Source organism: Streptomyces sp. rh34 (assembly GCF_002551245.1).
GTDB lineage: Bacteria > Actinomycetota > Actinomycetes > Streptomycetales > Streptomycetaceae > Streptomyces.
This window is the reverse complement of the sequence record NZ_NTGZ01000421.1, coordinates 1-3,734: the sequence shown is the minus strand read 5'-3', so window position 1 is coordinate 3,734 and position 3,734 is coordinate 1. Positions and strand designations below refer to the sequence as shown.

3 protein-coding genes are annotated in these 3,734 nt (G+C 73.1%); all 3 read left to right on the top strand.

Annotated features, from left to right (window positions below):
- Window positions 1–196 precede the first annotated feature (196 nt).
- Genes aroC through CR470_RS36520 form a run of 3 tightly spaced genes read left to right on the top strand, consistent with a single transcriptional unit; the run spans window position 197 to window position 3,452 of the window.
- Window positions 197–1,381: a chorismate synthase gene (gene aroC / locus CR470_RS36530; RefSeq protein WP_097871946.1), complete on the top strand. Its 1,185-nt coding sequence runs from the start codon at window positions 197–199 to the stop codon at window positions 1,379–1,381.
- Window positions 1,378–3,015, top strand: coding sequence for a 3-dehydroquinate synthase (gene aroB / locus CR470_RS36525; protein WP_097871944.1), 1,638 nt, complete (start codon window positions 1,378–1,380; stop codon window positions 3,013–3,015). Before aroC ends, aroB begins: the two co-directional genes overlap by 4 nt.
- Entirely contained in the window at window positions 3,012–3,452 is a 441-nt protein-coding gene (locus tag CR470_RS36520; RefSeq protein WP_097871942.1) for a type II 3-dehydroquinate dehydratase, read from the top strand. The genes aroB and CR470_RS36520 overlap by 4 nt, the downstream gene beginning before the upstream one ends.
- The last annotated feature ends 282 nt before the right edge of the window (window positions 3,453–3,734 follow it).

Genomic DNA, 3,734 nt, shown 5'->3' with positions numbered 1-3,734 from the left:
CCGCTGGCCGCCATGCGGCGGGCCGGGGAAGCCGCGCTCGCGGCCCGCTGACGGGCCCGCCGGCCGGCGCCGCCCGTCCGTCTGCTGGACCGGCGGCCGGACCGTGCCCCCGGTCGTGGGAGGATCAAAGGCGGCGGGCCAGGGCCGCGCACCCGGTGGCGCCGTTGGATTTCAGGCGCGAGCATGAGGAGCACCGTTGAGCAGGTTGCGCTGGCTGACCGCGGGGGAGTCGCACGGCCCCGCACTGGTGGCGACGCTGGAGGGCCTTCCCGCCGGCGTCCCGATCACCACGGAGATGGTGGCGGAGGCGCTGGCCCGGCGACGGCTCGGTTACGGCCGCGGTGCGCGGATGAAGTTCGAGAAGGACGAGGTCACCTTCCTCGGCGGCGTGCGCCACGGCCTCACCATGGGCTCCCCGGTCGCCGTCATGGTCGGCAACACCGAGTGGCCCAAGTGGGAGCAGGTCATGTCGGCCGACCCGGTCGACCCCGAGGAGCTGGCGAAGCTCGCCCGTAACGCCCCGCTCACCCGCCCCCGGCCCGGCCACGCCGACCTCGCCGGGATGCAGAAGTACGGCTTCGACGAGGCCCGGCCGGTCCTGGAGCGCGCCAGCGCCCGGGAGACCGCCGCGCGCGTCGCCCTCGGGGCCGTCGCCCGCTCCTACCTCAAGGAGACCGCGGGCATCGAGATCGTCAGCCATGTCGTCGAGCTGGCCGCCGCGAAGGCGCCGTACGGCGTCCTCCCGGTCCCCGCCGACGTGGAGAAGCTGGACGCCGACCCGGTCCGCTGCCTGGACGCCGACGCGTCCAAGGCGATGGTGGCCGAGATCGACCAGGCCCACAAGGACGGCGACACCCTCGGCGGGGTCGTCGAGGTGCTGGCGTACGGCGTGCCCGTCGGGCTCGGCTCGCACGTGCACTGGGACCGGCGCCTGGACGCCCGGCTCGCCGCCGCGCTGATGGGCATCCAGGCCATCAAGGGCGTCGAGGTCGGCGACGGCTTCGACCTGGCCCGGGTCCCCGGCTCGAAGGCGCACGACGAGATCGTCGCCACCGAGGACGGCATCAGGCGCACCTCGGGCCGTTCCGGCGGTACCGAGGGCGGTCTCACCACCGGTGAGCTGCTGCGCGTCCGCGCCGCGATGAAGCCCATCGCGACCGTGCCGCGCGCCCTGGCCACCGTGGACGTCGTCACCGGCGAGGCCACCAAGGCCCACCACCAGCGCTCCGACGTCTGCGCCGTTCCCGCCGCGGGCATCGTCGCGGAGGCCATGGTCGCCCTCGTCCTGGCCGACGCGGTCGCGGAGAAGTTCGGCGGCGACAGCGTCCCCGAGACCCACCGCAACGTCCAGTCGTACCTCGACCACCTCCAGATCCGATGAGCGGCCCCCTGGTCGTCCTCGTCGGCCCCATGGGCGTCGGCAAGTCCACCGTCGGCGAACTGCTCGCCACCCGGCTCGGCACCACCTACCGCGACACCGACGCGGACATCGTCGCCGAGGCGGGCAAGCCGATCGCGGAGATCTTCTACGACGAGGGCGAGGAGCACTTCCGCGCCCTGGAGCGCCGGGCCGTCGAGGCGGCCGTCGCCGGGCACACGGGCGTCCTCTCCCTCGGCGGCGGGGCCGTCCTGGACGCGGCGACCAGGAAGCTGCTGGCCGGCCGCCCGGTCGTCTACCTCTCCATGGACGTGGACGAGGCCGTCCGCCGCGTCGGTCTCGGCGCCGCCCGCCCGCTGCTCGCGGTCAACCCGCGCCGGCAGTGGCGCGAGCTGATGGACGCCCGCCGCCACCTCTACGAAGAGGTCGCCCGCACCGTCGTCGCCACCGACGAGAACACCCCCGAAGAGGTCGCCCAGGCGATCATCGACGCACTGGAACTGCCGGAGGGCCAAGCCGCCCCCGGCGTGGAGAACACCGGTATGACGCAGCAGGGCCCCACCCGCATCCAGGTCGCAGGCTCCGCGGGCTCCGACCCGTACGAGGTCCTCGTCGGCCACCAGCTCCTGGGCGAGCTGCCCCAGCTGATCGGCGACCGCGCCCGGCGCGTCGCCGTACTGCACCCGGAGGCGCTCGCCGAGACCGGTGAGGCGGTCCGCCAGGACCTCGCCGACCAGGGGTACGAGGCCATCGCCGTCCAGCTGCCGAACGCGGAGGAGGCCAAGACCGTCGAGGTCGCCGCCTACTGCTGGAAGGCGCTCGGCCAGACCGGCTTCACCCGTACCGACGTCATCGTCGGCATCGGGGGCGGCGCCACCACGGACGTCGCCGGGTTCGTCGCGGCCACCTGGCTGCGCGGAGTGCGCTGGATCGCGATCCCGACCACCGTGCTCGGCATGGTGGACGCGGCCGTCGGCGGCAAGACCGGCATCAACACCGCCGAGGGCAAGAACCTCGTCGGCGCCTTCCACCCGCCCGCCGGAGTCCTCTGCGACCTCGCCGCACTCGATTCGCTGCCGGTCAACGACTACGTCTCCGGCATGGCCGAGATCATCAAGGCCGGGTTCATCGCCGACCCGGTCATCCTCGACCTGGTCGAGGCCGACCCCGAGGGCGCGCGCACCCCGGCCGGTCCGCACACCGCCGAGCTGATCGAGCGCTCCATCCGGGTCAAGGCAGAGGTCGTCTCCAGCGACCTCAAGGAGTCCGGACTCCGCGAGATCCTCAACTACGGCCACACCCTGGCCCACGCCATCGAGAAGAACGAGCGCTACAAGTGGCGCCACGGCGCGGCCGTCTCCATCGGCATGGTCTTCGCCGCCGAGCTGGGCCGGCTCGCCGGACGCCTCGACGACGCCACCGCCGACCGGCACCGCAGCGTCCTTGCGTCGGTGGGCCTGCCGCTCGCCTACCGCGGCGACCAGTGGCCCAAGCTGCTGGAGAACATGAAGGTCGACAAGAAGTCGCGCGGCGACCTGCTGCGCTTCATCGTCCTCGACGGCATCGGCAAGCCCACAGTCCTGGAGGGTCCCGACCCGGCCGTGCTCCTCGCCGCCTACGGGGAGGTCTCCGCGTGACCCGGAGGGTCTTCGTCCTGAACGGCCCCAACCTCGGACGGCTCGGCTCGCGCGAGCCCGACGTCTACGGGGCCACCTCCTACGCCGGACTCGTCGACGCCTGCACGACCCTCGGCGAGGAGCTCGGCTTCGACGTCGAGGTGAGGGAGACCAACGACGAGGGCCAGCTGATCCGCTGGCTCCACGAGGCGGCGGACGGATCGATTCCGGTCGTTCTCAACCCGGGTGCCTTCACGCACTACTCGTACGGCATGCGGGACGCGGCCGCCCAGCGCACCGCCCCGCTGATCGAGGTGCACATCTCCAACCCGTACACCCGCGAGGAGTTCCGGCACACCTCCGTGGTCGCCGCGGTGGCCACGGGCACGGTGGCCGGGTTCGGCATCGGCTCCTACCGGCTCGCCCTGCGCGCCCTGGCCGACGAGCTGACGGACTGACGGACCGACACCTTCGCGATTCCCGTCCGTCCTCCGCGCGGCCGACGGGCACTGCGCACCCTCCCGGGCCGTTCACCCCGAGACGGCCCGGGAGGGTACGGTGGCCGTCCCATCAGCGTCAGTTGCAGTTACGAGACGGAGTGGCACCGGATGCAGCACGCAGTGGGGGCCCCGCTGCCGCCGCCCCACGGACCCGGCATCGGGCACGTCGGCCGGCCGTACCAGGCCCAGCACGCCGGCCACCCCGGCCCGCCCCCGATATCCTGTCTCTTATACACATCT